Source organism: Halosimplex rarum (assembly GCF_047715405.1).
GTDB lineage: Archaea > Halobacteriota > Halobacteria > Halobacteriales > Haloarculaceae > Halosimplex > Halosimplex rarum.
Genome location: NZ_CP180412.1, coordinates 3,850,706 through 3,874,874, shown reverse-complemented (window position 1 = coordinate 3,874,874; position 24,169 = coordinate 3,850,706). Strand labels below are relative to the sequence as shown.

At 67.8% G+C, this 24,169-nt stretch carries 29 protein-coding genes; 11 read left to right on the top strand and 18 right to left on the bottom strand.

What is annotated here, in order from left to right; all coding sequences use genetic code 11:
* Window positions 1-150 precede the first annotated feature (150 nt).
* A complete protein-coding gene (gene pan2 / locus ACMGFH_RS18615) occupies window positions 151-1,371 on the top strand; it encodes a proteasome-activating nucleotidase Pan2 (protein ID WP_415380004.1) in 1,221 nt (406 codons plus the stop codon).
* Between the two features lie 162 nt (window positions 1,372-1,533).
* Here pan2 and ACMGFH_RS18610 read toward each other — a convergent pair whose 3' ends face one another.
* Window positions 1,534-2,169 (bottom strand): class I SAM-dependent methyltransferase, encoded by a 636-nt coding sequence (locus ACMGFH_RS18610; RefSeq protein ID WP_415380002.1) that lies wholly within the window; start codon window positions 2,167-2,169, stop codon window positions 1,534-1,536.
* Between the two features lie 165 nt (window positions 2,170-2,334).
* On the opposite strand from ACMGFH_RS18610, the gene ACMGFH_RS18605 reads away from it, so the two are divergent.
* Complete coding sequence (locus ACMGFH_RS18605; RefSeq protein ID WP_415380000.1) at window positions 2,335-3,243, top strand: NAD+ synthase; 909 nt, start codon at window positions 2,335-2,337, stop codon at window positions 3,241-3,243.
* Between the two features lies 1 nt (window position 3,244).
* Here ACMGFH_RS18605 and ACMGFH_RS18600 read toward each other — a convergent pair whose 3' ends face one another.
* Window positions 3,245-3,580: a hypothetical protein gene (locus tag ACMGFH_RS18600; protein ID WP_415379998.1), complete on the bottom strand. Its 336-nt coding sequence runs from the start codon at window positions 3,578-3,580 to the stop codon at window positions 3,245-3,247.
* A gap of 381 nt (window positions 3,581-3,961) precedes the next feature.
* Here ACMGFH_RS18600 and ACMGFH_RS18595 point away from each other — a divergent pair, with 381 nt between their 5' ends.
* Both ACMGFH_RS18595 and ACMGFH_RS18590 read left to right on the top strand, forming a co-directional pair.
* Window positions 3,962-4,447, top strand: coding sequence for a pyruvoyl-dependent arginine decarboxylase (locus tag ACMGFH_RS18595; protein WP_415379996.1), 486 nt, complete (start codon window positions 3,962-3,964; stop codon window positions 4,445-4,447).
* A 96-nt stretch (window positions 4,448-4,543) separates the two neighbouring features.
* A complete protein-coding gene (locus ACMGFH_RS18590; protein WP_415379994.1) occupies window positions 4,544-4,897 on the top strand; it encodes a DUF5811 family protein in 354 nt (117 codons plus the stop codon).
* Window positions 4,898-4,927: 30 nt separating this feature from the next.
* Here the strand turns inward: ACMGFH_RS18590 and ACMGFH_RS18585 are convergent, their stop codons facing one another.
* The 4 genes from ACMGFH_RS18585 to ACMGFH_RS18570 form a co-directional block, all read right to left on the bottom strand.
* Entirely contained in the window at window positions 4,928-5,149 is a 222-nt protein-coding gene (locus tag ACMGFH_RS18585; protein ID WP_415379992.1) for a hypothetical protein, read from the bottom strand.
* Window positions 5,150-5,239: 90 nt separating this feature from the next.
* Complete coding sequence (infB, locus tag ACMGFH_RS18580) at window positions 5,240-7,054, bottom strand: translation initiation factor IF-2 (protein ID WP_415379990.1); 1,815 nt, start codon at window positions 7,052-7,054, stop codon at window positions 5,240-5,242.
* Window positions 7,055-7,197: 143 nt separating this feature from the next.
* Complete coding sequence (locus ACMGFH_RS18575) at window positions 7,198-7,794, bottom strand: plastocyanin/azurin family copper-binding protein (RefSeq protein WP_415379988.1); 597 nt, start codon at window positions 7,792-7,794, stop codon at window positions 7,198-7,200.
* A gap of 81 nt (window positions 7,795-7,875) precedes the next feature.
* Window positions 7,876-8,403: a plastocyanin/azurin family copper-binding protein gene (locus ACMGFH_RS18570; protein ID WP_415379986.1), complete on the bottom strand. Its 528-nt coding sequence runs from the start codon at window positions 8,401-8,403 to the stop codon at window positions 7,876-7,878.
* Window positions 8,404-8,596: 193 nt separating this feature from the next.
* On the opposite strand from ACMGFH_RS18570, the gene ACMGFH_RS18565 reads away from it, so the two are divergent.
* Both ACMGFH_RS18565 and ACMGFH_RS18560 read left to right on the top strand, forming a co-directional pair.
* Window positions 8,597-8,836, top strand: a complete 240-nt coding sequence (locus tag ACMGFH_RS18565) for a PRC-barrel domain-containing protein (protein WP_415379984.1) — start codon at window positions 8,597-8,599, stop codon at window positions 8,834-8,836.
* On the top strand, window positions 8,837-9,301 hold the full coding sequence (locus ACMGFH_RS18560; protein WP_415379982.1) for an NOB1 family endonuclease: 465 nt from the start codon (window positions 8,837-8,839) through the stop codon (window positions 9,299-9,301).
* A gap of 186 nt (window positions 9,302-9,487) precedes the next feature.
* On the opposite strand, the gene ACMGFH_RS18555 is transcribed toward ACMGFH_RS18560, so the two are convergent.
* The 3 genes from ACMGFH_RS18555 to ACMGFH_RS18545 form a co-directional block, all read right to left on the bottom strand.
* Window positions 9,488-9,634, bottom strand: coding sequence for a CopG family transcriptional regulator (locus ACMGFH_RS18555; protein ID WP_274325930.1), 147 nt, complete (start codon window positions 9,632-9,634; stop codon window positions 9,488-9,490).
* A gap of 113 nt (window positions 9,635-9,747) precedes the next feature.
* Complete coding sequence (locus ACMGFH_RS18550) at window positions 9,748-10,506, bottom strand: lysostaphin resistance A-like protein (protein WP_415379980.1); 759 nt, start codon at window positions 10,504-10,506, stop codon at window positions 9,748-9,750.
* Between the two features lie 95 nt (window positions 10,507-10,601).
* Window positions 10,602-11,897, bottom strand: coding sequence for a glucose-6-phosphate isomerase (locus ACMGFH_RS18545; protein ID WP_415379979.1), 1,296 nt, complete (start codon window positions 11,895-11,897; stop codon window positions 10,602-10,604).
* Window positions 11,898-12,118: 221 nt separating this feature from the next.
* On the opposite strand from ACMGFH_RS18545, the gene ACMGFH_RS18540 reads away from it, so the two are divergent.
* Window positions 12,119-13,228 carry a DUF4352 domain-containing protein gene (locus ACMGFH_RS18540; protein WP_415379978.1) on the top strand — a complete coding sequence of 370 codons (1,110 nt, stop codon included), beginning with the start codon at window positions 12,119-12,121 and terminating at the stop codon, window positions 13,226-13,228.
* Between the two features lie 112 nt (window positions 13,229-13,340).
* Window positions 13,341-13,898, top strand: a complete 558-nt coding sequence (locus ACMGFH_RS18535) for a hypothetical protein (RefSeq protein ID WP_415379976.1) — start codon at window positions 13,341-13,343, stop codon at window positions 13,896-13,898.
* Window positions 13,899-13,925: 27 nt separating this feature from the next.
* Here the strand turns inward: ACMGFH_RS18535 and ACMGFH_RS18530 are convergent, their stop codons facing one another.
* Window positions 13,926-14,360, bottom strand: coding sequence for a hypothetical protein (locus ACMGFH_RS18530; RefSeq protein ID WP_415379974.1), 435 nt, complete (start codon window positions 14,358-14,360; stop codon window positions 13,926-13,928).
* Window positions 14,361-14,502: 142 nt separating this feature from the next.
* On the opposite strand from ACMGFH_RS18530, the gene ACMGFH_RS18525 reads away from it, so the two are divergent.
* The gene (locus ACMGFH_RS18525; RefSeq protein ID WP_415379972.1) at window positions 14,503-14,961 is read left to right on the top strand and encodes a DUF5812 family protein; all 459 of its coding nucleotides are present in this window, start codon (window positions 14,503-14,505) and stop codon (window positions 14,959-14,961) included.
* A 9-nt stretch (window positions 14,962-14,970) separates the two neighbouring features.
* On the opposite strand, the gene ACMGFH_RS18520 is transcribed toward ACMGFH_RS18525, so the two are convergent.
* Both ACMGFH_RS18520 and pepF read right to left on the bottom strand, forming a co-directional pair.
* Entirely contained in the window at window positions 14,971-15,309 is a 339-nt protein-coding gene (locus ACMGFH_RS18520; RefSeq protein WP_415379970.1) for a hypothetical protein, read from the bottom strand.
* Between the two features lie 110 nt (window positions 15,310-15,419).
* The gene (gene pepF, locus ACMGFH_RS18515) at window positions 15,420-17,210 is read right to left on the bottom strand and encodes an oligoendopeptidase F (protein ID WP_415379969.1); all 1,791 of its coding nucleotides are present in this window, start codon (window positions 17,208-17,210) and stop codon (window positions 15,420-15,422) included.
* A gap of 143 nt (window positions 17,211-17,353) precedes the next feature.
* Between pepF and ACMGFH_RS18510 the strand changes: the two genes are divergently transcribed.
* Window positions 17,354-18,751, top strand: a complete 1,398-nt coding sequence (locus ACMGFH_RS18510; RefSeq protein WP_415379967.1) for a M28 family peptidase — start codon at window positions 17,354-17,356, stop codon at window positions 18,749-18,751.
* 3 nt (window positions 18,752-18,754) lie between these two features.
* Here the strand turns inward: ACMGFH_RS18510 and ACMGFH_RS18505 are convergent, their stop codons facing one another.
* The 3 genes from ACMGFH_RS18505 to ACMGFH_RS18495 all read right to left on the bottom strand — a co-directional run bounded on the left by ACMGFH_RS18505 (window position 18,755) and on the right by ACMGFH_RS18495 (window position 20,909).
* Window positions 18,755-19,150, bottom strand: a complete 396-nt coding sequence (locus tag ACMGFH_RS18505; RefSeq protein WP_415379965.1) for a hypothetical protein — start codon at window positions 19,148-19,150, stop codon at window positions 18,755-18,757.
* A gap of 19 nt (window positions 19,151-19,169) precedes the next feature.
* Entirely contained in the window at window positions 19,170-20,426 is a 1,257-nt protein-coding gene (locus ACMGFH_RS18500; protein ID WP_415379963.1) for an RNA-guided endonuclease InsQ/TnpB family protein, read from the bottom strand.
* 132 nt (window positions 20,427-20,558) lie between these two features.
* The gene (locus ACMGFH_RS18495) at window positions 20,559-20,909 is read right to left on the bottom strand and encodes a class I SAM-dependent methyltransferase (RefSeq protein WP_415379961.1); all 351 of its coding nucleotides are present in this window, start codon (window positions 20,907-20,909) and stop codon (window positions 20,559-20,561) included.
* A gap of 164 nt (window positions 20,910-21,073) precedes the next feature.
* On the opposite strand from ACMGFH_RS18495, the gene ACMGFH_RS18490 reads away from it, so the two are divergent.
* Window positions 21,074-21,400: a hypothetical protein gene (locus ACMGFH_RS18490; RefSeq protein WP_415379960.1), complete on the top strand. Its 327-nt coding sequence runs from the start codon at window positions 21,074-21,076 to the stop codon at window positions 21,398-21,400.
* A 43-nt stretch (window positions 21,401-21,443) separates the two neighbouring features.
* Here the strand turns inward: ACMGFH_RS18490 and truA are convergent, their stop codons facing one another.
* From truA to hisS, 3 genes are all read right to left on the bottom strand, one after another.
* A complete protein-coding gene (gene truA / locus ACMGFH_RS18485) occupies window positions 21,444-22,274 on the bottom strand; it encodes a tRNA pseudouridine(38-40) synthase TruA (protein WP_415379959.1) in 831 nt (276 codons plus the stop codon).
* Between the two features lie 94 nt (window positions 22,275-22,368).
* Window positions 22,369-22,776 carry an SHOCT domain-containing protein gene (locus ACMGFH_RS18480; protein WP_415379958.1) on the bottom strand — a complete coding sequence of 136 codons (408 nt, stop codon included), beginning with the start codon at window positions 22,774-22,776 and terminating at the stop codon, window positions 22,369-22,371.
* Window positions 22,777-22,816: 40 nt separating this feature from the next.
* Window positions 22,817-24,127, bottom strand: coding sequence for a histidine--tRNA ligase (gene hisS, locus ACMGFH_RS18475; RefSeq protein ID WP_415379957.1), 1,311 nt, complete (start codon window positions 24,125-24,127; stop codon window positions 22,817-22,819).
* Between the last annotated feature and the right edge of the window lie 42 nt (window positions 24,128-24,169).

Here is a 24,169-nt window from a genome sequence, read left to right as displayed (position 1 = left end):
CACCACGAAACGGACCCGGTCACCCCGGGGAACCCCCGACCGCTCCGGTCAGACCGCCCTCGGCCCCCTGACCGCGGGATGTCTCGGGGTCGGCCGACCGTCGACACCCAAAGAGACTTTTTCGTTCGCTCGTTACCACCCACTAACCCGATGTCACGCAGCCCCTCTCTCCCAGAGCGACCCCGGCTGGAACTCGACCCCGACATGTCTCCGTCGGAGCGGCTGGGGGCCCTGAAAGAGCACTACGAACAGCTGGTGCAGGTGAACAGCGAACTCGAAGCCCAGCTGGTCGACGCCCGCGAGCGCCGCGAGGGCCTCACCGAGGAGGTCGACGAGCTCGAACGCGAGAACGAGACGCTCAAGACCTCGTCGCTGTACGTTGCCACCGCCGAGGAGATCACCGACGACGGCGTCGTCGTCAAGCAGCACGGCAACAACCAGGAGGTCCTCACCGAGTTGCCCACCCAGCTCCGCGAGGCGCTCGAGGCCGGCGACCGCGTCGCTATCAACGATTCGTTCTCTATCCAGTCTCAGCTCGAAACCGAGACCGACGCCCGCGCGCAGGCGATGGAAGTCGACGAGTCGCCCGAGGTGACCTACGCCGACATCGGCGGCCTCAAGGAGCAGATCCAGGAGGTCCGCGAAGCCGTCGAGGAACCGCTGATCAACGCCGAGCAGTTCGACGAGGTCGGCATCGACCCGCCGAGCGGCGTCCTGCTCCACGGCCCGCCCGGCACCGGCAAGACCATGCTCGCCCGCGCCGTGGCCAACGAGACCGACGCGACGTTCATCAAGATGGCCGGCTCCGAGCTCGTCCGCAAGTTCATCGGCGAGGGCTCCCGGCTCGTCCGCGACCTGTTCGAACTCGCCAGTGAGCGCGAACCGGCCATCATCTTCATCGACGAGATCGACGCCGTCGCCGCCAAACGAACGGAATCCAAGACCTCCGGCGACGCCGAGGTCCAGCGGACGATGATGCAACTGCTCTCGGAGATGGACGGCTTCGAGGACCGCGGCGAGATCCGCATCATCGCCGCCACCAACCGCTTCGACATGCTCGATCGGGCCATCCTCCGCCCCGGCCGCTTCGATCGGCTCATCGAAGTCCCCGAACCCGACGCCGAGGGCCGCCGCCGCATCCTCGAGATCCACACCCAGGACATGAGCCTCGCCGACGAGGTCGACTTCGAGCACCTCGCCGCCGAGACCGACGGCTTCTCCGGCGCCGAACTCGCCTCGCTGGCCACCGAGGCCGGCATGTTCGCCATCCGCGACGGCCGCACCGACGTCCGTACCGCGGACTTCGAGGAGGCCCTCGAAAAGATCGAAGAGGGCGACCAGACCGAGGGGCAGCCGGTCGCGTTCTACTGAGACCATCTTTTTCCCGCCCGGGTTTCTTCGCGCGCCAGCGGCGCGCTGCGGGGAACCCGGACGGCAAAAACATGGGTGAAAAAGCCGGACGACTCGCTCACTCCGTTCGCTCGCGTCCGGGGAACCGCGCCTGCGGCGCGGGTGCTCGTGCGACCTAGTGGGCTACCGTTCCACAAAAACGGCGGGACTATCACCGGACTGTAGCTCGGTCGCACCGACGAACTCCCAGTAGTCGTCGACATCAGTGCCGAGTAGCTGTTCGATCTCCGCCCGAGTGAGCAGATTCGTTCCCGATGCGACGGGCGCGAAAAACTCCCGCTTCCCTTCGGGTTCGTCCCGGAGCCACTCCCGGGTCGCCTCGTTCGGGTAGTTGAAGATCAGATATCCGCCGGGCTTCACGTGGTCGTAGAGCGCTTCGATAGCGTCCTCGATCGCTTCGACGAAGTACAGCGTCGCCATGCAGTAGACGATATCGAGCTCCCGACCCATATCGAGGTCCGGCAATGAGCGAACGTGAAAGGAGATATTGGACAGATCGCGTCGGTCGGCCACCTCGCGGTCGTCCCGGATCACGTCTCCGGAGAGGTCACAGCAGTAGAACTCCACGTCGGGATGGCGCTCGGCGAGGGCGAACTCGGTGACTGCCGGGCCGCAGCCGACCGAGGCGAACGACTCGGGGTCCGCCCCCGACCCGTCGAGGAACCGATCGACGTACTCGTCCATCTCCTCCCCGGCGAGATACGCGCACCGCTCGTATTCGCCGGTGGCGTAGAACTCGTTCCATCGATCCTCCGCCATACATGCGTTGCTGTGTCGCGTGATCGAAATATCCAGCGGCCGCCGGGGCCGTTCCTCGACAGCACCCGACGATCACTATTTAGGCAATACCTTAGCAGTTGTTTAAGGATCAAAACTAAATACGAGACGTTCGACCAGAGATATCGTACTAGGGTGACCGAACACATGAAACAGAGTGATCCCGGCGAGGGGGTACCGTCGGTCCGGACAGAGGGGCCGGGCTTTCTGACTGACCGCGACGACCTGGAGGCGATACGCGAGGAGGCCGTCGCGTTCATCAAAGACAGCGTAACGAAAGCGGAGGCACGGGGAGTCGTCGTCGGGCTGAGCGGGGGGATCGACTCGACACTGACGGCGAACCTGGCCGTGCAAGCGCTCGGGAGCGAGCGCGTCCTCGGACTCGGGCTACCCGCACACACCGACGGCAGCAACGCGCGGGAAGCGCGGACGATGGCCGAGGGGCTGGGGATCGAGTTCCGGGAGGTCGACCTGCGGCCGCTGCTGGACGTGTTCGAGGACCACGTCGCGGCGGCGGTCGCACCGTCGGGCGGCCGCCGAGAGATCGGCAACGTCACCGCGCGGCTGCGGATGTGCGCGCTGTACTACGCGGCGAACGCGCGCTCGTATCTCGTCTGCGGGACGGCCAACCGCTCGGAACTCCTGCTGGGGTACTTCACGAAGTACGGTGACGGCGGCGCCGACCTGTTCCCGCTGGGCGACCTCTACAAGACGGAAGTGCAGGCGCTCGCCCAGCACGTCGGCGTCCCGCGGCGGATCATCGCCAAGGAGCCGACCGCGGACCTGTGGGCCGGCCAGACCGACGCCGAGGACCTGGGCGCGCGATACGCCGACATCGACCCGGTCCTGCGGCGCGTCGTCGACCGGAGCGAACGCGTCGAGGACGCCGTCGACGCGCTCGACGTCGACCCCGAGACCGCCGAGACGGTCGCCGAACTGTACGTCGACTCGCTCCACAAGCGCGCCGTTCCGCCGACGCCCGGTGTCGACGGTCGCGGCGAGGACGACGGCGGCTCGCACCCGCTGCACCTCGCCGCGATGGCGAACGGGCTGTGAGTCACGACTCGCAGTCGACCTCGTTCGCGTCGACCCGCTCGGCAGAGAGCAACGGCGAGCGCGCGAGGAGTTCCCGGGAGCGGTCGACGCTACCGGGAATCGCGGTGCGGTCCATGTGCGGCGGCGTCTCCGGCGTGTAGTCCCGCTGTTCGGTGCCGGTCCCCGCGGCGAAGGCGAAGTCCTCGTACGCGAGCGCGACATCCCAGCCGATGCAGGCCCACCGTTCGGCCTTGCGCGTGGGATCGTGACGGGGGAACCGCTCCAGAACGACGGCGCGAAAGCGGACGCCGTCCGACGCCTCGTACTCGCCGACGACGCCTGTTTCGGCGCCGAGCATCCTCGCTGCCATCCTCCGCGTCTCTGCGAGTGTCCACCCGTCGCCGGGGTCCGGAAGCACAGCCGTCGCTGAGCGATCCGTCGTCGTCTGGGCAGTTGTCCCTGGGGCCGGTGTGGACACCGCCGTCGCGCCGTAGGGTGTGGATGTCGGCGTGGGAACACGCGCTGAACTACCGTCTCGTCCGTCCTCGTCGTCCGACCCGCAGCCGGCGACCGTGACCGGAAGCGCCGCGCCGAGCGCCCGGAGCAGCGAGCGTCGCGTCGAGGGCATCGCTAGCGACGGCGACCCGCTGCAGTAAATGTCTTCTCGGAGAACATTCATTCACGACTGCGTTCGACCCGAAACGAAACCCCTTAGCGCCGGAGTCGACGAGACGGTGGTATGAGCACTATCCGGGTCGCGCGGGGGTCGGCCACCGGCCCGACCGCGATGTCGTCGTTCGACGCGGCGCTGGCCGAGGCGGGCGTCCACAACTACAACCTCGTGACGCTCTCCTCGGTCATCCCCGCCGACGCCCGCCTCGAACGCGTCGGCACGGCGCCCGACCTCGGCCCCACCGGGGAAGCCCTCTACGCCGTGGTCGGCCGCGAGACGCTGATCCCCGGCGCCGACGGCGAGGCCTGCGCGGGGCTGGGATGGGTCCGCAGCGAGTCCGGTCGCGGCCTGTTCTACGAGGCCAGCGGGACCGACGCCGACGCCGTCGCTCGCGCCGTCGAGTCGGGATTGCGGCGCGGGATGGACCTGCGCGAGTGGGCCTTCAGCGAGGAACCGGAGATCGTCGTCGAGTCGATTCCGGCGGCCGACGAGGAACACGCCACCGCCGTCGTCGTGGCCGCCTACGGCGAGAGCGAACCGTTACTCGGTTGACCGGTACGTCGTCGCGGGCGACCGCGGGCGCGGCGACCGGGTTCGCGACACACAGGGGTTAAGACCCTCCGACGAGTACGAGGGGGGAAGAGCTCAATGTACGGAAACACGTCGTTCGGAGACGAGGGGTTGGATCCGGAGACGCTGACGGCCGACCAGCGCCGCCAGCTCGAACGGGACCTCTCGCTCGTCGCCCAACACACCCGAAAACTTCTCCCCGCCGAATTCGTCGTCGGTTCCGACCTGACCGCCGGCTCAGACGGCCCCGAGGCGACGGTCGCCGTCCGCCCGCCCGTCGGCCCCGTCGTCTCTGCCGGCTACACGCCCGAGGAAGCCGACGCGACGATCACCGAGGACGAACGCACCGACCTCGCCCAGGGCCTCGCGGCGAGCGCGGCGCTGCAGGTCAAACAGGCCCTCTCCGGCAGCACCAACCCGACCGCCAGATAACGACCCCGCAGTCCCCGTTTTTTCGCCGAGTCACCGACCGCTGCCGCTGGCGACGTCCGGCGGGTTGTAGAAGAGCGCGTAGCCGATCGTCCCGCTGGCCGGGACGCTCCCGACGGCCAGCGTCGTCACCCACGACCACGACAGCGCCGCGCCAGCGAGCGTCGCCGCGACGAGGATCGCCGGGATCAGCGCCAGGACCGCGTCGTGGACCGACAGCATCCCGCGCGCGTCTGACTCCTCTCGTCGGAACACGTGTCAACCGTCGATCGCGACGTAATTAAATGTTATTACGAGGGGTGGCGGTCGTCGAGTCGTGGCGGCCGAGGGGGGTCCTGGAAAGAGTTACTTCCCCCAGAAGGGGTCGCGGTTGCGCCGTTTCTCCAGGTACATGTTCAGCGTCTCGACCTCGTCGGCGGGGATGTCCTCGGAGAGTTCCTGTTCGAGGATCTTCGCGTGTTTCTCGGGTATCTCGGTCCAGAGATCGTCGCCCTCTTCGATCTGGCGGCCGACCGTCGGGCCGTCGATGGAGACAGCGACGCGCTCGCCGGTGCGGGCCTCGTCGACGTCCTCGCCCTCGTCCTGGATGGACTTGAGCATCCCCACGCGCTCGGGCTCGTCACCCTCGAACTTGACGATGTTGGAGTTACGCCGCAACGACCCGCCGCGGATCTCGACCCCGACGACGGCGGGGTCGGACTGGCGGAACGTGTGGTCGTCGAGGACGTGGAAGCGCGAGGGCCGGGTGATGTTGTCGAGCACCTGGTCCTGCTGGGCGCGCTCGCGCTCCTCGACGAACTCCTCGTAGGCCTCGACCAACCGGTAGATCACGTCGTGCTCGAAGATGCGAACGCCTTCCTGCTCGGCGAGGTCGGCCGCGTCGTCCAGCACCTCGACGCCGAATCCGAGGATGGTCCGGTGTTTCTCCTCGTTGGCGGTCTCGGCGACGCGCACGTCGCGGGGCGCGATGTCGCCGACCTCGGCGCGGACGATCGGGATCTCCTCTTCTTCGAGCGTGGAGGCCAGCGCCTCCAGGCTGCCGAGGGTGTCGGCCTTGACGACGACGCCTTCCTCCTGAGTCTCGACGGCGATGTCGGCGAGTTCGGACTGCACTTCCTCGACGACCTCCTCGACGTCGCGGTCGCCGACCACGCGGATCGGCGCGCCGGCCATCGCGTCGTCCAGGTCGGGCGCGGCGATCTTGATGCCGTCCGCGGCCGCGACCGAGTCGACCTGTTCGAACTGGCCCTCGGTGCGGATCTCCTCGAGCGGGCGGGGGCGGAGCAGCGCGCGGACTTCGGTGACGATCGGGCCCTCGACGCCGCCGACGACGATCCGGTCGTCCGAACGGATGGTACCGTCGTAGATGATGGCGTCGACGGTCTTGCCGAAGCCCTGCGTGTCCTGCACTTCGAGGACCGTGCCGGCGGCGGGACCGCCCACGTCGACGGCCATCTCCTCTTTCATGTAGCGCTGGGAGAGGCCCATCATGACGGTGAGCAGGTCGGGGATGCCCTCGCCGGTCTCGGCGGAGACGGGGACGACCCCGATGTTGTTCTGGAAGTCCTGGACGCGCCAGTACATGTCCGCGGAGAAGCCGTTGTCCGAGAGGTCGCCGATGAGTTCGTAGAGGTTCTCGTTGAGGTCGCGCTCGACGCGGTCGGTCTGGGCGTCGATAGTCTGCTTGGCGGGCGCGTGGGCGTTCGGATTCCACCCGGGGACGGTGTCGATCTTGTTCGCGGCGACGATGAACGGCGTCTGCGTCCGAGAGAGGATGTCCACCGCTTCGAGCGTCTGGGGCTGGAAGCCGTCGTTGACGTCGACCACGAGGATCGCGATGTCGGCGAGCGCACCCCCCCGGGAGCGCAGCGTCGAGAACGAGTGATGGCCGGGCGTGTCGATGAACAGGAGCCCGGGCAGGTCGAAGTCGGTCGGATCGACGAGTTCGCCCGCGATCTCGGAGATGACGTCGAGCGGGACGGCCGTCGCGCCGATGTGTTGAGTGATCGCGCCGGACTCGCCCTCGGTGACCGCAGAGCCGCGGATCTCGTCGAGCAGGCTGGTCTTGCCGTGGTCGACGTGGCCGAGTACGGCGACTATCGGCGTCCGGAGGGTCGCCCCGGACGCGTCGTCGGAGTCTGTCTGTTCTGAGTCTGCCATCCTATCACCTGAGAAAGGTCGGTTGTGTTGGATCAGCCCTGCGTGCCGGATAAGTGCATTCATCTCGTCGCGCGCGCCCGACGAGCGTGGCCGCGAGGGAACGGAGATTCGGTCGTCTCGGGACCGCTTCAGAGGCGGTCCGGCTACTCGGTGACGGTGAACGATCCGGTCATGCCGACACCCTGGTGCGGACCGCAGTAGTACTCGTACTCGCCGGCGACCTCGAAGGTGTGCGAGAGCGTGTGGCCCTCGTCGTAGAGGTCCCCGTCGTCGCCGGCCGTCCCCGAGAAGTCCGACCCGCTCGGCGTCGACTCCGGTCGGACGTTGTGGCTGTTGCTGTGCCACACCCAGGTCACGGTCTCTCCGACGTCGATCTCGAAGGAGTCGGGGTCGAACGCGAGCGCGCCGTCGGCGACGGCGACGACCTGCGCGGCCTGCCGGGGCGTCGCCGTCGGCGTGGCCGATGCGGTCGCCGTGGCCGTCGCGGTCGGCGTTCCGGCAGTAGTGGTCGTCCCCGCGGTCGTCGACTCCTCGGTCGGCATCGGTTCCGGCGCGGAGGTCTCGGCGGGCGAGTCGGTGGCCACCGGGCCGTCGGTCGGCGTGGCCGTCGCGGTCGGCGTCGACCCGCCGTCAGCGCCGTCGGGGGGTTCGTCGGTCTCGGTCCCGTCGCCCTCCCCGCAGCCCGCGAGCGCCGTCGCGAGCGCTGCGGCACCGGTCCGGAGGAGCTGTCGTCGGTTCATGGAGCGGTTTCGGACGGACCGCGGATAAACCCACGGCGGTCGCACTCTCGGGGACGCTCCGACGCCTCCGGCCGCCGGGCGCTACTCGACGACCGTGAACGAGCCGGCCATGTCGATGCTGCGGTGCGGATAACAGTAGTACTCGTACTCGCCGGCGACGTCGAAGGTGTGCGAGAACGTGTAGCCCTCGCCGTAGAGGTCTTCGTCCTCGCCGGGAGTTCCGGTGAAGTCGGAGCCGCGGGGCCGCGCCGTCGCGCGGACGTTGTGGCCGCTGTTGTGCCACACCCAGGCCACAGTCTCGCCCGCGTCGATCTCGAACACCTGCGGGTCGAAAGTGCGTTCCCCCTCGGCGACGGCGATAACCTGCGCGGCCTCCGGGGGCACCGTCGCGGTCGGCGTCGGCGTCGGTTCCGGCGTCGCAGTCGGCGTCGGCGTCGGTTCCGGCGTCGCCGACTCCGTCGGCCCCGGCGTCGCGGTGTCCCGCGGCGTCTGCGTCGGCGACGAGTGGCCCTCCTCCGGCGGCGTCTCCGAACCCGTCCTCAACCCGCAGCCGGCGACGGCTGTCGCGAGCGTCGCGGCACCCACCTGCAGGAAGCGTCGGCGATCCATGACAGACCCGTTACGAGAGCACGACTATAGTCCCGGTGATCCCGCGGGGGAGCGGCCCGCACAGTGGCCGAGCGGGTCGTAGGGGGTGCCAGACGGTCGCATCGCGGACTGCGGCCGGGACCGACGTGGCGCCGTCACGCGGGTGTCAGACAGCCCCGTGGCGTTTATAGGGCAGGACTCGGTAGTCGGGTACATGGCCGAGATACTCGCCGAGAACCTCTCCGGCAAGGCCGTCACCGGGACCGACGGCGCCGAGATGGGCATGCTGTACAACATCACGATGGACCTCGAGACGGGGCGGCTCCGGGACCTGATCATCGACCCCAACGAGCACCTCGACAACACGCAGTTCGAGGTCGACGAGCAGGGTCACCTCCTCGTCCCCGTCGACCGCGTCCAGGCAGTCAAAGACCACATGATCGTCCAGCGCTAAATGTACGTCCTCGACGCGTCCGCTTTTATCAACGAGTATCACACCGACGAGCAGCAAGCGACGGTGCCCATGGTCCGGGAGGAGCTCGAAGACGAGAGCGCCTACCGCTACGACGCCATGGAGGGGTCGGGCATGCACATCCACATTCCCGAGGAGGAGACCGTCGAGCGCATCCAGCGCGCCGCCGGAGAGACCGGCGACCTCGAGACGCTCTCGGAGACGGACATCCGGCTGATCGCCGCCGCGTTCGAACTCGACGGCCACCTCGTCACCGACGACTACGCGATGCAGAACGTCGCCGAGAAGCTCGAAGTCGCCGTCGAGCTCATCGCCCGCGAGGGCATCAGCGAACAGCGCGACTGGCAGTTCCAGTGCGCCGGCTGCGGCCGCGAGTTCGACGAGAACCACGACCGCTGCCCGATCTGCGGGAGCGAGCTCTCGCGCAAGAACCCCTCCAGCGCCTGATTTACGGGGTGAGAGCCGGGTCTCTCGCGACCGATTCCACGCGAGCGCCGAGACCGACTGGTCCGCGCCATCGCCGCGCCGGTCCGGCGAATCGTCTGTCGGACCGCCGGACGCGAACCGCGGTGTCGCTCCGCCAGTTCGGACCGGAACCCCCTCTCGGTCCGGTGTCGTCCCCACTCCCACCCGCTACGGTGCGTGCTCTTCTAAGTGTTCGAGCCCGGTCTCGACGAGCTGCCGGAGCACTTCCTCTTCCGTGAGGTCGTACTGCCGGGCGATCGCCTTGATTTCCCGGGCGCGGTCGTCGTCGCAGACGACCGTGTAGCGGGTCGGCATGTCTCCGAGTTTCCCGGCACCAGGCTTAATAACCCGTCAGACAGCCGTCCGACAGGTTTCTGGGTCGACGCCAGGGGAGACGTGAGAGCCCGACGGCGCGCGAGGAGTCGAACTCACAGCGCCGCCGTCGCCTCGACGTACTGGCTGAGGAAGCTGAACGAGTTCCAGCAGGCGTGGACGACGATGGGGACGGCGAGGTTCTCCGTCAGTTCGTACAGGGCCCCGAGGACGAGCCCGAGGACGGTGATGAGAACGATCGACGGGAGCTTCGTGTCGCCCGGACCCAGCAGGGCGAAGTAGTGCGGCGCCCCGAACAGCAGGCTCGCCAGCAGGACGGCGGGGACCGAGCCGTACGCGCGTCGGAACAACCCCTGGATGAGTCCCCGGTACAGCAGCTCCTCCGCGGGCGCGACGAACAGGAACGTGACGGGGATCAGGTAGAAGGCCAGCACCGGGTGCTGCTCGACCTGTCTCGTCACCTGGTTGACCGCTGTGTCGACGCCGACGTACTGGAAGACCGCCGAGAGGACGGCCGCGACGACGAACAGCCCGACGAACCCGCCGGCGATCCAGAGGAGGTTCCGCAGGGAGGGAACCCCGATCGAGAACAGGTCGCCCCCGCGGTGAAATCTGACGTAGAAGCCGATGACGGCGAAGAAGCCGACGAACTGCGTGGCCGTCAGCGCGGTGTACAGCAGGGGCGGCAGGGAAGCCATCGTCTCGACTTCGAACCCGGCCGCGCGGAGGGCGGAGGCGGCGCTGAGAAAGACGAGCGTTCCGAACACGAACGCGGCGACGACGAGCGCCACCGAGTGCACCAGGCTCTCGACGCGCGTCTCCAGGTCGGCGACGCGGTAGTACTCCGAAGCCATCTGATTGGCATCGGGTTCGTCCCCTACCCGTTTGACTGCACCGGTCCGGGCGTCCGACGGCGCCAGCGGGAGCGAACGCCGGCGACCGTCACCTCCTACTCGACGACCAGTTCGGTCTTCTCACGGACGGCGTCGGCCTCCGTGAACTCCCCACCGCCGAGCAGGCCACGCGCGGCCTTCTTGCCCCATTCGACCGCGGGCTGGGTGAACGTCTCGACGCCGTAGAGTTCGCCCGCGAGGATGCACGCCGCTTCCATGTCGAACAGCAGCCGCCCGACGCTCTCGGCGTCCATCGCCTCTATCTCGACCCGGACCGAGGGGCGCTCGGCGGCCGCGAGGCTCGCCTCGGTCGCCTCGAACTCCGCGTCCAGCAGCGTCCCGAGATCCTGCCCGCCGAGGTATTCCAGGTCCTCGACGTCGGTCTCGGGGATCGGACAGTCCGGCCGTCCTCGGGGACGGACGACTGTGACGAGTTTGTCCCGCGGGCCGGCGCGGTAGAGCTGGAGCTGGGAGTGCTGGTCGGTCGCGCCGAGCGCGCGGGCGGGCGTCTGACCGCCGCCGTTCTTGCCGAGGCTCTCGGCCCACAGCTGGGCGAACCACTCGGCGAACGACTCCAGTCCCTCGGCGTAGGGCATCATCGCGTTGACGCTCGCGCCGCGCTGGTCGAGCGCGTAGGCGACGGCGCCGTACGCGTAGGCCGGGCAGTCGTACAGCGACCCCGCGAGCGCGTCGGCGCCCGCACGACCGCCGTCGAGCAGCGCGTCCAGGTCGACGCCCATGATCGCGGCGGGGACGAGCCCGACCGTCGAGAGCGCGGAGAACCGACCGGGGACGCCCTCGGGGACGTCGAGCGCCGGGAGGTCCTCGGTCTCGGCGAGGTCGCGGAGCGGGCCGGACTCCCCGGTGGTGACGACGGTCTGTTCCGCCCAGTCGACGCCCGCCGATTCCATCGCCTCGCGGACGACGAGGAAGTTCGCCAGCGTCTCCGCGGTCGTCCCAGAGCGGGAGACGACGTGGACGACCGTCTCGTCCAGCGGCAGGTCGTCCAGGAGTCTGTTCACGTGCGCCGGGTCCACGTTGTCCAGCGCGTGGTGGTCGATCGGGGAATCGCCGGCCAGCGCTTCGGTGATGGTGACAGCTCCGAGGGCGCTCCCGCCGATACCGACCGTGAGGATCGCCTCGGGGTCGAAGTCGGCGACGGCGTCTTCGATCTCGGTCGCATCGACGCGCTCGGGGAGGTTCAGCGACGCGTAGCCGAAGTCGTCGTCGGCCATCCCGCTCGCGATCCGGTCGTGGGCGTCGGCGACGCGCTCGTCGAGGGCGTCGAGGGCGTCCCGGTCGATACCGGGGTCGGCCTCGCTCGCAAGCGCGTTCCCGATGTCTACTCGCATGAGCGAGTGGTCGAACGGGTGGGGGATATGCCTGTCTACACGGACGGACGAACAGAGTTTCCGAAGTCTTCGTCACGACTCCCGAGCTTCGGATATTACCTACCGGGCCACGGAACGGGACTAGCAGTTTCGACGAGGCAGGCGGCTTACTCACCGATGTAAGCGGTGAGAACGCGAGTATGGCGGGGATACTTATTTCCCATCTAGGAGATACGTGAGATATGAATAGACGGAAGTTTCTCGTGGCGACCGGCGCGCTCGCGGCGACGTCAACGGCCGGTTGCTCCGACACGCCGAATTCTTCCGGTAACGGGAACAGCAGTGCCACAGGCGGAGATGGCGGCGGAAGTGACAGCGATGCTAGTGGTGGCGGAAGTGATCCGTCCACTACGACAGCCGGCGGAACGTCGACGCCTGATGACGAATCGACGTCGGCCGACACGGGGACTGGCTCTCCGACGGATAGTGAGAGGGCGGGAAATCAGACAACGACAGTTCCCATCGGAGAGGTCGTTCAGGGCGACCAGATGAGCATGGTCGTCCGAGGGATGAGCGAGCAGGCAGAGATCGGCGACTTTCAGGAGGCCGGGTCAGGCAACACGTTCGCGATCGTCAACTTGGCGGTGAAGAACACCACGGATTCGAAATTCATCGGGTTCAGCGGTTTTCTACGGACACAGATCAAAGATTCCGAAGACTACACCTACGACCGGACCGTCGCTGCGACGGGCGAAACGTTCGAGGGCGGCCAACTCGCCCCAGGCGAAGTATCTCGTGGCGATCTCGTTTACGAGATTCCAGATGATGCGAGCGGGCTGGCACTTCAGTTCGACTTTCAGACCTTCTCCTTCCTCGATTTCGAGCGCGTGAACGTGAATCTGGGCAAGACCGCGTCATCTATCGCCGACCTCACTCAGTCGTTGCGGGTCGACACGCACAGCGTCGATGACGAGGTTTCGTACGAAGACGTCTCGGTGGCGGTGAACGGCGTTGAGTATCAGCAGTCGATCGGGAGTTTCGCCGAGGCGGACGACGGCAACGAGTTCGCTATCGTCGACATCTCGACGACGAACAACACCGGCGAGGAGTTATCGATCTCGACGCTGCTTCAGATGAAGATGAAGGACGGGACCGGAACTCCGTATGAACTCAGTCTGGCGGCCCTATCGGCTCTCGACCAGTCGTACGACGAGAGCCAGCCGCTCGCATCAGGGGAATCGAGACGGGGCAAGGTTCCGTACGAGGGTCCGAAGGGCGCGAGCCCGCTGTACTGGATCTTCGAGTTCACCCTCTGGGTCGACGGGGACAAGACGTTCTGGGAAATCCGGTGAATCGGGCCCGGTATTCCGTCTTCGGCTGTCCCGGCACTCGTTCGGGTTTGAACACCGGAGCCGTGCGAGAGAACGGGTGGTTTATTCCCGCCCCGACCGAATCACCCGGCAGATGAGCGACGGGCCCGAAGACGATGACGCCTACAGCGGGATCCTGACCGCCTTTCCCTACGCCTTCAGGGCGAGTAACTCGCGCGTGTTCCGCTCGTACGCGGCAGTCAGCGGCCTGTGTACGGCCGGCATCGTCCTGCTGTTCGCGTTCGCGATCGTGGTGCTCCTCGGCGCGTCGGCCGGCGCGCCCGGTGGGTCGTTCACCTTCTCGCGGGCCTTCTTCCTCTTCCTGATGCTGCTGGTCGTCGCCCCGCTGGTCGCGCCGGTGTTGCTCGTCGCCCGCCGCCACCGGCGAACGGGATCCGACGCGCGGTACGACCGGGCGCTCGCGCTCTCGGGGTACGGCTTCCTCGCCGCGCTGTACGTGATGCTCGTGATCAGCGTGCCCGCGCAGCAACAGAGCCCGCCGACCGGGGCGCTCGGGCCCGTCGTCGCGCTGCTGTACGACCTGCCGGCGGTGGCGGCCGTCGTCCCGCCGCTGGTCGTCGTCGGTGTCATGGTCACCGTCCACCGGCGGTTCCGAACCGACTCGCCCATCGGCGCAGCGGCGAGCGGGTGACGGCCGGAGCGTCGGCGGGCGAAGACGTCACGCCGCGACGCGGATCGTCGCGTCCCGCACGGTCGCGCCATCGGCGGGGTCGAAGACGGCTCGGACCGGAATCCCCTCGTCGGGAGCGAGCGTCGCGTTGTCCAGGTCCGCGAACGCGGTCTGGCGGCGGTCGAGTTCGTAGATCGCTCCGACGGTCTGCGTCTCGCCGCCGGTGAGTGTGAAACGAACGGTGATCTCGGGGAGAGAGATGTTGCCCGTCGCGTCGTCGGTCGACCGGAGCGTCCCGGACACGACGACCTGGGACTTGTACTCGGTCGTGCTCCCGGACGTCCAGACGTGCGTCTCCTCGACGGCGTAGGCGTCGGGGCTGTCGACCGCGACGCCGTCGGGGGGGGTGACCGCGCTGCCACAGCCCGCGAGGAGCGCGGCGACGAGGACGGCGACGGCGGCGGACCGCGCGTGTCCGTGCATCGTTCGATTGCCGGCGGTACGGCGCGTCCTCGCAAAGCGGTTGTGATCGGGCGCTCGGTCGGACCCACCCGAAACGGTGGGGCATCGGCCACACTCGCCCGGGACCGCGGCATCCAAATGGGTCGACTCACTACGCACGCCCATGAAAGACGGGACGTTCGTCGTGACGGAGGCCGACGCGGAGTCGGCGGTGTTGCGCGACGTGAGCGACGGGCAGATCCACACGCTGGGCTCGAATCCCGACCTCTCGGTCGGTGACGCTATCGAGGCGACGCTCGCCGCCGAACCGCCGATGGAAGTCGTCTGGGCCGTCGAGGACATCGCCCGAAGGTTCACTGTCTCCGTCGAGGAGAGCGCGGAACCGCCCACGCAGCAGGCTATCGACCTGGCCGCCGACCAGCCCGTCGGCGAGGTGACGACCCGCGAGCGCGCCGGAACGGGCGAGGTCCACGTGCTGACCGTCCCCGAGGAGAACACCGAGAGCGCCGTCGCGGACGTGCGCGACGACGAGGCGACCGTCGAGCGGGCCGCCCGCATCGGCGTCGAACGCGTCGAGATCCGGTCGGAGCCGGGCGTCGTCAGCGTGCGCTACCTCCCCTGAGGGCCCCGGCTACTCCGTCGGCCCACCGGCGCTCTGGACGCGCCAGCCGCCTTCGACCTCGCAGGTGTCGCGGACCGTGTACTCGATCTCGGTCGACTCGTCGACCCGATCGCCGCCCTCGACGGCTTCGATCGCCAGGGGCACGTCCAGCGTGTCGCCGCAACAGCCGACGCCGGTGAACTCCTCGGTGACCTGCCCGACCTCGACCGCGCCGAGGGTCTTCTGCAGGTACGCGCGATACGGCCGACCCTCGACGATGTCCCGACCCCACGTGCTCAGGTCTGCGGGGTAGGAGATCACGACGGCCGTCGCCGCGTCGGCTGTCGGGTGCTGGTTCTGTGCGTTCATCGGTTCGAGTTGGGGCGTGACGCGGAAAGGGATTCTGCCGAGAGTCGTTCGAGTGGAAACGAAGGCGTCTCAGATCGGAGTGTGCCGTCTCGGATTGGGGCGGCAGCGTCTCAGATCAGGTCCTCGAACTCGTCGAGGAACTCGTCGTACGTGTCGATGGCGGACTGGATCGGATCGGACGTCGTCATGTCGACGCCGGCGGTCTCCAGGAGTTCGAGCGGGTACTCGCGGGAGCCGCTGGCGAGGAACTCCCGGTAGCGCTCTGCGGCGGGTTCGCCCTCTTCGAGGATGCCCTGTGCGAGCGCAACGGCCGCGGAGATGCCGGTCGAGTACTGGTAGACGTAGAAGGCGCGGTAGAAGTGCGGGATGCGCATCCACTCGCGGCCGATGCGGTCGTCCACGTCCGCGTTGGCGTAGTAGTCGCTCTTGAGGTCGCGGTACACCTCGTCGAGGCGGTCGGCAGTGAGCGCCTCCCCCTCCTCTTCGAGGCGGTGGGTGCGGTGCTCGAACTCCGCGAACATCGTCTGGCGGAACAGCGTCGACCGAAAGCGTTCGAGGTACTGGTTGAGGACGTGCCGGCGCAGCGTCTCGTCCTCGACCTCGTCCAGCAGGTGGTGCGTGAGGAGCGTCTCGTTGACGGTGGAGGCGACCTCGGCGACGAAGATCTCGTAGCCGCTGTAAACGTAGGGCTGGTGTTCGCTCGTGTACTCCGAGTGGAGCGAGTGGCCCAGCTCGTGGGCGAGCGTGTACATCGAGGCCACGTCGTCCTGGTAGTTCATCAGGATGAACGGCTGGGAGTCGTAGGTTCCGCCGGAGTAGGCGCCGGACTGCTTGTTCTCGGTCTCGTAGACGTCGACCCAGCGCGAGTCCAGCCCCTCGGCGAGCCACGACTGGTACTCGTCACCCAGGGGTTCGACGGCGCCGGTCACCCACTCGCGGGCCTGGTCGTACTCGACGTCGGGGCTCTCGCCCTCGACCATCGGGACGTAGAGGTCCCACATCTTCAGTTCGTCGGCGTCGATGGACCTGCGCTTGAGGTCGGCGTGGCGCTGGAGCACGTCGAGGTTCTCGTCGACGGTGTCGACGAGCGTGTCGTACACCTCGACGGGGACGTTCGGGCCGTCGAGGGCGGCCTCGCGGGCGGTGTCGTAGTTGCGCGCCCGCGCCAGTTTCACGTCGGTCTTGACGCTGTTCTTGTAGGCCGAAGCGATGGAATTTCTGTACTCCTCCCACTCGTCGTAGAACGTCTCGTAGACGTCACGGCGGAACTCCCGGTCGGGGTTCTCCTGGAGCGTCGTGAAGTTGTTGAGGGTGATCCGCCGGGGCTCGCCATCGGGGTCGTCGACGGCGGGGAACTCGATGTCGGCGTTGGCAAGCATGTTGTAGACTTCGCCGGTCGAGCCGAGCACCTCGCCGAGGTCGGCGAGCAGATTCTCGATCTCGGCGGAGCGGGTGTGCGGTTTCATCCGCAGCACGTCGTCGAAGTAGTGCTCGTACACCTCCAGATCGGAGTTCTCGTCGACGTACGCCTCGACGATCTCGCGGTCGAGGCTCTGGATCTCGGGTTCGAGGAAGCTCGCGGCGCTCGACGCGCGGGAGGAGAGCGACTGGGCGCGCGAGGTCAGGGCCTGATAGTGGCTGGCAGCGGTGTCCTCGTCGCGGCGCATCCGGGCGTAGGCGGCGACGTTCGCCACGTCGCGCATGATCTCCTCGTAGGTCTCCAGGGTCGCCTGGAGCGTTTCGGGGTCCTCGGTCGAACGGCCCTCGAATGATCGCAGGTCGTCCAGACGCTCCTCGACGGCGTTGAAGGCCTCCTCCCACTCGTCGTCGTCGGCGAACAGGGACTCCAGTTCCCACTTGTACTCCTCGTCGATGTCGCTGCGCTCCGGGACGGAACTCATGACTTCGGGTTAGACCCGTCTCGCCGTAAGCCTTTCAATGCCGGAAGCGACGGCGACGCGACCGGTGCGGCTCGCGCCTCCGGCGGCACCGCGCCGCGCCGAGGGCGGCCCACGTTTTTGTCGCCGGCGGCGCGAGGGGTGGCATGGACGACAGTCGCAACGGCGCCACTGACGCCGCCCCGCCCGACGCCGTCGACGACGCGGCCGCCGCGGCGCTGGGTCGCGCCTGGCTCGCCGACGACTCGTGGGACCTGCTCACGCGCCTGACCGAACTCGACGACCGACTGGGCGGCCACCCCGGCGACCGCCGCGCCGCGGAACTCGTGGCCGGCGCCCTCGGAGACGCGGGGGTCCGGAACGTCCGCGAGGAGCCCTTCGACGTCAATCGCTGGACGCGCGGGCGGACGGAACTCGCCGTCTCCGTCCCCGAGCGCGACGTCGAGCGGTCGTTCGAGGCGGTCGCGCTCCCGTACTCGCCCGCTTACGAGGGCGAAGCGCCGCTCGTGGACGTGGGCTACGGGACGCCGCAGGAACTCGACGAGGCCGACGTGGCCGGCGCGGTCGCCGTGACGCGGACCGCGACGCCGCCCGATTTCGGTCGCCCCTATCACCGCGCGGAGAAGGTCGGTCACGCCGCAGCGGCCGGGGCGGAGGCGTTCGTCTTCACCAACCACGTCCCCGGCCAGCTCCCGCCGACCGGGTCCCTCCGGTTCAACCGGGAAGCCGCCATTCCGGGTCTCGGCGTGAGCAAAGAGACGGGCGACTGGCTGCGCGAGTACGCCGCGGAGGGCGCCCGGACGCACGTCCGCGTCGACGCCGAGACCGAGCCCGCGACGAGCCGGAACGTGGTCGGCGTGGTCGGTCCGAGCTCACAGGGAGAGGCCGGCGAAGTCGTCGTCCTCGCGCACTTCGACGCCCACGACGTGGGCGAGGGCGCCCTCGACAACGGCTGCGGCATCGCGACCGCGGTCGGGATGGCCCGGATCCTCGCCGCGACGGATCTCGACCGGCGCGTCCGGATCGCTGGCGTGAGCTGTGAGGAACTGGGACTGGTGGGGAGCGAAGCGCTGGCCGCCGACCTCGCGCTCGGCGACGTCCACGCCGTCGTCAACGTCGACGGCGCCGGCCGGTATCGCGAACTGAACGCCCTCGTGCACGCTTCCGATGCGATGGCCGAACTCGCCAGTGACGTCGCCGACGCGGTCGGTCACCCCGTCTCCGTGCAGGAACGCCCCCACCCCTACAGCGACCACTGGCCGTTCCTGCGGGAGGGAGTGCCGACCTTGCAACTCCACAGCAAGGCGCCCGACGCCGAGGGGACGTGGGATCGCGGGTGGACCCACACCCGCGCGGACACCCGCGACAAGGCCGACCGGCGGAACCTGCGCGAGCACGCGATGCTCGCCGCGCTCCTCGTCAGGGAGATCGCCGCGACGGACCTGCCGCGGCTCGACACCGCGGTCGTGTGCGAGCAACTGGAAGCGTACGGCGCCGACGAGGGAATGCGCGCCGCCGACATCTGGCCCGACGGGTGGGAATAGCGGTCAGTCCGTCCGCGCCTCGAAAACAAGGGTCGACGGCAGTTTCGCCAGCAACTCCGGTTTCTCCTCGCCCCAGGGGCCTTCCTCGTAGTCGGTCGGGTCGTCGGAGCCGGGTTCCCGAACGCGCTCCACCCGGAATCCGGCGTCCACGAGCGCGTTGTGGACGTCGCTGACCCGATGCCGGTACGTCACCATGTCGGCGTCGAGGTCGTCGTACGTCGTGACCTGCCGCCCGGTGTCGAAGTAGCTCTCCTCGACCCGGTGGGTCTCCGGGTCGGCGAGGTCGTAGACCGGGTGAGGCATCGCGAAGACGAACCGGCCGCCCGACCGCAGGATGCGATGGGTCTCATGGAAGCAGGCCGCCAGGTCGCCGACCCACTGGAACACGTAAGCGGTCAACTACGCCACCCTACTTCGCTCACCCTGACGGGTTCGCTCGTTGAGGGCGGGGCTTGTCCATGAACTCGGCGTCGAACCCGTCAGGGTAGGTGGTAAATCCACCATTCGGCGTCACCGTTCCAGACTTTAGGGCAAGTTGACTGTTACCCGTCCGCCGAGACGACTGTTGGCCCCGACGGACGTACCGCATACCGATGTTCTTCGCCGCGTTATAATCCGCGTTCGCTTCTGAATCGCACTTCTGACACCGGAAGTCGGTGCGAGTCGGACGATTCCCGTCTGCTGTGAACCCACACTCGGCGCACCGCTTCGAGGTGTACGCTGAGCCGACTTGCTTCACTGAGATACCTTCGGATTCGGCTTTGTACTCCACCTGTTCGTACAGCGTTCGGAACGCCCACTTGTGCCCCCACGATGCACTCGTACGCTCTCGAATATGAGTTAAATCCTCGAACACAATCACGTCGCACTCGTACCGGAGTGCTTCGTCTACAATGGCGTTCGACGCTCGGTGGAGTACGTCTCTGGCGTAGCGAAGTTCCCGGCCACTCGCCTGTTCCAGCGTTCGGTGGGCGCTTCGCGTCCCGGTCTGCTGGAGTCCAGCACGTACCTTCTCGAACTCGCGGATGTCGTGGGTCAACTGCCGCCCACTGAAGAAGTAGGCGGTGCTTGTGACGGCGAGGTTTTCGATACCGAGATCCACCCCGAGGACCGTTCCGTCCTCGGCGGTGTTCCGCTCGGTATCGGTCTTGGGTCGTCGGAAGCCGATGTGCAAGAAGTAGTCGCCACCACGGGCGGTGAGTGTACTTTCCGTGACGCTCCACTCGTCGGCGTCGAGGTACTGCCGTTGGTAGCCATCATCGGCGTCGGGCAGAGCAAGTGGACATCGGACGCGACTGTCCGTAGTGGAGAGCGACACTGTATCGTCGTCGAACAGCGTCATGGTCCGGGTATCGTAGGTCACCGTCGGTGCGGTGAACGTCGGCTTGCTCACTGGCTTGCCGCTGGACCGGCGTTCGAGACAGCCGGTAATGGCTTGGGCGGCCTGGTGTGTGGCGAGGATCGCGTGCTGACTCCCGAGGTCGGTCTGTTCGCGCACGTCGTCGTAGGCGAGGGGCTGTACGTCGCTTTTAGTGTTGCACTTGCCCCACGCTAGGTCGGTGGCGAGTTGGCAACCCCGCTTCCACTCGGCGATCGTCTCTTCGAGCAGGTCGCGTTGCTCGTCCGAGACTTCGAGACGAGTGATTGCCGTCCGATGCACGTAGTCGTCTGCCACAGATTCAATGTAACATGGTGGCTACTTATAGAGCGGTGTTTGTAACGTATACGAACACGCTCCTCCCTCCCTACTCGCTCCCTTCGCTCTGTTTCGGTCGCTCCTTGAGGAAGGAGAATCCGCGCTACCCCTTCAGTTGAACGCCACGTCGAAGCTGTCGTCGGGGAACGCACCGAGATCCGTCACGTCTCCCTGCACGAACGCCACGTCCGCGCCGTGTTCGGCAGCCAACTCGCGGGCGAACGACAGTTGTTCCTCGGAGAGGTCCAGCCCCGTCACGTTCGCGCCGCGCTGGGCCAGCGCGACCGAGCACTGGCCGCCGCCACAACCCAACTCCAGCACGTCTGTTCCCGCGACGTCGGGTAGGAGCGTCAGGTCGTCGTCGGCGGTCGTTCCCGTCCAGTTGACTCCCACGTCCAGGTCGATCTCGTCCTGAAACCACCCCGCCGTCAGCTCCCACCACTCCTTCACTTTCTCCGTCATATCCCGTCTGTTTCGGCCGGCTACGAAAGGTTTTGTCCCCGTTCGTGACGGCCTACCGTCCGACGACGAAAGGTGTCGAGACGGCCGCTCGACGGGGTTGTTCCGAAGAGTGTACGGACCGGCCCGACCGCCGGATGTTTGCCTTCGGGAGCCGTAAACCGAACGTGAAGACGACAGTGACCGAACACGACGGGCGCATGCTGGCGCGAATCGAGGGCGAGGACCGGGTGTTCGAAGTGACCTTCGACTCCGTCGAGCCGACGGACGTGACGCTCGGGTTCGTGCGCGACGGCGAGCGCGTCGGGAGCATCTACAACGACGACGGCACGGACCGGACCATGGCACGGCTGACCACGAACCGCGAGGGGGCCGACTTCATCAGCGTCGAGGTGCCGAAGTCGTTCGTCGGCGAACTGCTCGACGCCGCCGTGGAAACGGGGCGAGTGACCGACGAAACCGCAGTCGAAGGCTATCGGTTGCGAGTGCTGTGACCGCTCGCGCCGGCCGGCCATCGCGGCGGGCGACCGACCGCGGTCACTCGATGCCGTCGCGGATCGCGCCGGCCACTCGCGCATCGACGACCCGGTCGCGGTGGCGACGGCGCCAGACCTCGCGGGCGCTCTCGGCCGCGTCCTCGTCCACCGAAATCGACACGCCGGGATAGGTCACGTCCCAGAGGACGAGCGGGTACGGGGCTGCGGGCGCGACACCCTCGGGACCCTCGACCGCTCCGTCGCCGAGCACGTGGTCGACCTTCCCCGGATCGGACTCGCCGCGCCCGACCTCGACGGCGAGTCCGACCACGCGCCGGACCAGTTGCCGCGCGAACCCGCCCGCCGCGAGTTCGACCACCAGAAAATCGGCGTCGCGCTCGACCGCCACGGAGAGGTCTCGGATCGTCCCCTCGTCGTCGGGCGTGAGGTTGTGGAAGTCGTGCTCGCCCGAGAGTCGGTCGAGTGCGTCCCGGATCATGCGCTCGTCGACTGCCGCGGCATCACTGTCACGAGGTGCGTACAGGTGATAGCGGTAGGTCCGCGACTCGGCGTCGTGGGTCGCGTGGAATCCCGAATCCACGTCCGCACTGGCCCACGCGCGAACGGACGCGGGCAACTCGCTGTTGAACGCCCGCGGCGAGAGCCAGTCGGGCGCCTCGAACGCGACGGTCTGCGCCCGCGCCGAAACCCCGGCGTCCGTCCGACCGGCCGCGGCGTAGCCGTCGGGCTTGGACGCCTCGTCGTCCAGCGCGTCGAGTTCCCGGAGCGCGTCGAAGACGGCGTCCTCGACGGTCGGCACGTCGGGCTGGCGCTGGAACCCGTGGAACGGCCGGCCGTCGTAGGCGACCCGGTAGGCGCGCATCGCTGGCATCAGTCCGGCTTCGCGAGACCGCGCCTTGTCGGTTTCGGGCGGGAACCACCCCGCAGATCACTCGGTCCCAGTTCTCGTGATACGTTTCGCCGCCTCACTCCAGTTCAGTCACGTGGTCGCGCGACCGGCCTGACTCGACGTCGAGGTCCTCCGTTTCGAGCAATCGGTCGAGTTTCCGTTCGAACTCGTCGTCGGTGAGTTCGCCGCGGGCGTATCGGTCGCGGAGTTTCGCCACCGGGTCGTCCTCGTCGTCCGCTGCGATCTCCGTCGCGGTCGCCGACGCCGACGCTCCGTCATCGGAACCGACGAGTGGGAGCCGTTCGCCGAGGATAGCGATCAGCGGGAGCACGAGGAGAAAACCACTGATCGCGGCGACTTCCGGCAGGATCTCGGCGCCCAGCGTATCGCTGATGGCGACGACCGCGATAGTCAGGAAGAGGGCGATTCCGAACGCCTCCCGCTTCGCCAGTTCGAGGCGGGAGGGGGAGCGAGAGCGGGCCATACCTGAACCGACGACCGCGACACCTAAAAGTGTCACCGGGTCAGGCGAAGTCGTCGAACGTCGGCCGCTCGCTCTCGCCGGGGAACTCGTCGACGGGGACGTTCGTCTGGTCGCCGCTCTCCATGTCCTTGACCGTCACCTCGTCGTTCTCCAGGTCGCGCTCGCCGACGATGACGACGGTGTCTGCGTCGATGGAGTCGGCGTAGTTCATCTGCGCGCCGAACGACCGGTCGCTCACGTCCGTCTCGACGACGTGGCCGCGCTCGCGCAACTCGCGGGCGATGCGTGAGGCCACCGGGCGGACGTCCCCGACCTGGAGGACGTAGTAGTCGGTCGAGATGCCCTCGCCGGGCCAGGCGTCGTGGACCTGCAGGAGCAGGGGGAGCGTCGAGTTCATGACGCCGATGCCGACCCCGACCGCGGGTGTCGACTGGCCGCCGAACTCCTCGATGAGGTGGTCGTAGCGGCCGCCGCCGAAGATAGAGCGGGAGACCTCGCCCGAGGCGTCGAAGCACTCGAAGACGACGCCGGTGTAGTAGTCCAGCCCGCGTGCGGTCGTCAGGCTCACGTCGCAGTACTGCCGGACGCCGAAGTCCTCGGCCGCGGCGAGGACGTCCTCCAGGTTCTCGACCGCAGCAGCCAGATCGTCGCTGTCGGCGAAGTCCGTCAGCGCGGAGAGGTCGTCGTCGCCCGCGATCAGGAGGTCGTCGAACTCGCGGGCCTGGTCGTAGGAGAGCCCCGCATCGGAGAGCAGGCCCAGATACTCCTCGTTCTCGACCTTGGCGCGCTTGTCCACGGCGCGAATAGCGTCGGGCACGTCCACGTCGGCGTCGAACGACCGCAGGAGTTCCCCGAGGATGTCCCGGTGGGAGACGCGGAACTCGAACTCCGAGCCGTCGAGGCCGAGATTGGTGAGGGAGTCGGCCGCGAACGCGAGCACCTCGGCGTCCGCTTCGGGCTCGCTCGACCCGAAGATGTCGGCGTTGGTCTGGTAGAGCTCGCGGTAGCGGCCCTGCTGGACCTGCTCGTAGCGCCAGAACGGCCGCGTCGAGAACCACTTGATCGGCTTCGACAGGGCCTGCTGTTTGGCGACGACCATCCGCGCGACCGTCGGCGTGAGTTCGGGCGTCAGCGTGACGTGACGGCCCCCTTTGTCCTCGAAATCGTAGAGTTCGTCGACGATGTCCTCGCCGCTCTTGTCGGTCCACATCTCCGCCGGCTCCAGCGCCGGCGTCGACGTCTCGCGGAAGCCGTAGGCCCGGGCGGTGTCCTCGATCGTGTCGATGACCTCCCGGCGCGGGGCCATCTCGTCGGGGTAGAAATCAGTGAAGCCCTTGAGTCCCTCGTACATATCACGTCGTTCGGGGAGGGGTCGCTTGAAAGTGTCTTTCGG

Bases quoted from the DNA above. Each gene is read 5' to 3' on its own strand.
- pan2 (WP_415380004.1), top strand. From the start codon at position 151: ATGTCACGCAGCCCCTCTCTCCCAGAGCGACCCCGGCTGGAACTCGAC.
- ACMGFH_RS18610 (WP_415380002.1), bottom strand. From the start codon at position 2,169: ATGGCGGAGGATCGATGGAACGAGTTCTACGCCACCGGCGAATACGAG.
- ACMGFH_RS18605 (WP_415380000.1), top strand. From the start codon at position 2,335: ATGAAACAGAGTGATCCCGGCGAGGGGGTACCGTCGGTCCGGACAGAG.
- ACMGFH_RS18600 (WP_415379998.1), bottom strand. From the start codon at position 3,580: ATGCTCGGCGCCGAAACAGGCGTCGTCGGCGAGTACGAGGCGTCGGAC.
- ACMGFH_RS18595 (WP_415379996.1), top strand. From the start codon at position 3,962: ATGAGCACTATCCGGGTCGCGCGGGGGTCGGCCACCGGCCCGACCGCG.
- ACMGFH_RS18590 (WP_415379994.1), top strand. From the start codon at position 4,544: ATGTACGGAAACACGTCGTTCGGAGACGAGGGGTTGGATCCGGAGACG.
- infB (WP_415379990.1), bottom strand. From the start codon at position 7,054: ATGGCAGACTCAGAACAGACAGACTCCGACGACGCGTCCGGGGCGACC.
- ACMGFH_RS18575 (WP_415379988.1), bottom strand. From the start codon at position 7,794: ATGAACCGACGACAGCTCCTCCGGACCGGTGCCGCAGCGCTCGCGACG.
- ACMGFH_RS18570 (WP_415379986.1), bottom strand. From the start codon at position 8,403: ATGGATCGCCGACGCTTCCTGCAGGTGGGTGCCGCGACGCTCGCGACA.
- ACMGFH_RS18565 (WP_415379984.1), top strand. From the start codon at position 8,597: ATGGCCGAGATACTCGCCGAGAACCTCTCCGGCAAGGCCGTCACCGGG.
- ACMGFH_RS18560 (WP_415379982.1), top strand. From the start codon at position 8,837: ATGTACGTCCTCGACGCGTCCGCTTTTATCAACGAGTATCACACCGAC.
- ACMGFH_RS18555 (WP_274325930.1), bottom strand. From the start codon at position 9,634: ATGCCGACCCGCTACACGGTCGTCTGCGACGACGACCGCGCCCGGGAA.
- ACMGFH_RS18550 (WP_415379980.1), bottom strand. From the start codon at position 10,506: ATGGCTTCGGAGTACTACCGCGTCGCCGACCTGGAGACGCGCGTCGAG.
- ACMGFH_RS18545 (WP_415379979.1), bottom strand. From the start codon at position 11,897: ATGCGAGTAGACATCGGGAACGCGCTTGCGAGCGAGGCCGACCCCGGT.
- ACMGFH_RS18540 (WP_415379978.1), top strand. From the start codon at position 12,119: ATGAATAGACGGAAGTTTCTCGTGGCGACCGGCGCGCTCGCGGCGACG.
- ACMGFH_RS18535 (WP_415379976.1), top strand. From the start codon at position 13,341: ATGAGCGACGGGCCCGAAGACGATGACGCCTACAGCGGGATCCTGACC.
- ACMGFH_RS18530 (WP_415379974.1), bottom strand. From the start codon at position 14,360: ATGCACGGACACGCGCGGTCCGCCGCCGTCGCCGTCCTCGTCGCCGCG.
- ACMGFH_RS18525 (WP_415379972.1), top strand. From the start codon at position 14,503: ATGAAAGACGGGACGTTCGTCGTGACGGAGGCCGACGCGGAGTCGGCG.
- ACMGFH_RS18520 (WP_415379970.1), bottom strand. From the start codon at position 15,309: ATGAACGCACAGAACCAGCACCCGACAGCCGACGCGGCGACGGCCGTC.
- pepF (WP_415379969.1), bottom strand. From the start codon at position 17,210: ATGAGTTCCGTCCCGGAGCGCAGCGACATCGACGAGGAGTACAAGTGG.
- ACMGFH_RS18510 (WP_415379967.1), top strand. From the start codon at position 17,354: ATGGACGACAGTCGCAACGGCGCCACTGACGCCGCCCCGCCCGACGCC.
- ACMGFH_RS18495 (WP_415379961.1), bottom strand. From the start codon at position 20,909: ATGACGGAGAAAGTGAAGGAGTGGTGGGAGCTGACGGCGGGGTGGTTT.
- truA (WP_415379959.1), bottom strand. From the start codon at position 22,274: ATGCCAGCGATGCGCGCCTACCGGGTCGCCTACGACGGCCGGCCGTTC.
- ACMGFH_RS18480 (WP_415379958.1), bottom strand. From the start codon at position 22,776: ATGGCCCGCTCTCGCTCCCCCTCCCGCCTCGAACTGGCGAAGCGGGAG.
- hisS (WP_415379957.1), bottom strand. From the start codon at position 24,127: ATGTACGAGGGACTCAAGGGCTTCACTGATTTCTACCCCGACGAGATG.